This is a genomic window from Massilia sp. UYP32 (assembly GCF_050434365.1).
GTDB classification, from domain to species: Bacteria; Pseudomonadota; Gammaproteobacteria; order Burkholderiales; family Burkholderiaceae_D; genus Telluria; species Telluria timonae.
Window position 1 is genome coordinate 1 of sequence record NZ_JBNDIK010000072.1, and the last position, 1,322, is coordinate 1,322.

At 58.8% G+C, this 1,322-nt stretch carries 1 protein-coding gene; it reads left to right on the top strand.

The features are described from left to right. Positions 1-72 precede the first annotated feature (72 nt). Positions 73-1,322: IS256 family transposase (locus ABIB42_RS25900; RefSeq protein ID WP_157225494.1), on the top strand; the 1,250-nt coding region annotated here is incomplete at its 3' end.

Sequence of the window (1,322 nt, forward strand, 5' to 3'; positions counted from 1 at the left end):
GAGCCTGTCAGAATTTCTGTGTGGAACGGGGTCATGAAATAATCCCGAAAGGACTGTTCCATGACCGAAGTGATGACCACCAAGAAGCCCAAAAAACAGAAAGCAGCGTACCCGTTTCCCGTTGAGCTGATCGACCAGTTGCTGGCCCAGGTTGAGAACAAGGACGCCGAGTCGATCCTTGGCGAATCGGGCCTCGCCGGGCAGCTCAAAAAAATGCTGGCCGAGCGTATGTTGTCGGCCGAGTTGAACCACCACCTGGCCAACGAGGAAGACGGCAGCAGAAACCACCGCAACGGTAGCAGCCCGAAGAAGGTCTTGACGCCAGGCGGGGAGCTCCACCTGGACATTCCGCGCGATCGTCTGTCGAGCTTCGAGCCCAAACTGGTGGCCAAACATCAGCGCCGGATGTCGGGCTTCGACGATCACGTTATCAGCATGTACGCTCGTGGTATGAGCGTGCGCGAGATTCAGGCGCATTTGCTGGAGTTGTACGGCACCGAGGTGTCGCCAGACCTGATTTCGACCATCACCGACGAAGTGCTCGAGGAGGTCGCGCAGTGGCAGCAGCGGCCGCTCGAGGCGATGTATCCGATCGTGTATTTCGACGCGTTGCGCCTGAAGATCCGGGACGAAGGCACGGTCAAGAACAAGGCCGTATATCTGGCCTTGGGCATTCGTGCCGACGGCCGCAAGGAAGTGCTGGGTCTGTGGATCGAACAGACCGAAGGCGCCAAATTCTGGCTGAAGGTTTTCAACGAACTCAAGAACCGCGGACTGGACGATATCCTGATCGCCGTCGTCGATGGCCTGCGCGGCTTCCCGGAGGCCATCGAGGCCGTTTATCCGCAAGCGCAGATCCAGACGTGCATCGTGCACCTGATCCGCAATTCGACGACGCTTGCGGCCTGGAAGGACCGGAAGGAACTGGCAGCGGCGCTCAAGCCGATCTACCACGCTGCCAACGCCGAGCTGGCCGAAGCGGCGCTGGATGCCTTTGCAGAAGGCCCATGGGGCACCAAGTTTCCGACCGTGGCCGCGATGTGGCGGCGCCAGTGGCAGCAGGTGATTCCGTTCTTTGCCTACCCACCTGAAGTGCGCACGATCATCTACACGACCAACGCTATTGAAAGCCTGCATATGCGTCTGCGGAAGATCGTCAAGAACCGTGGTCACTTCCCCAGCGACGAAGCCGCGACCAAGTTATTGTTCCTGGCCTTGCGCAATATCGAGAAAGATTGGAAGATGCCACAGCGTACCTGGAAGCAGGCTGCCAACCAGTTCGCCATCATGTTCGGCGAGCGCTTCACGAACGCGATTATCTA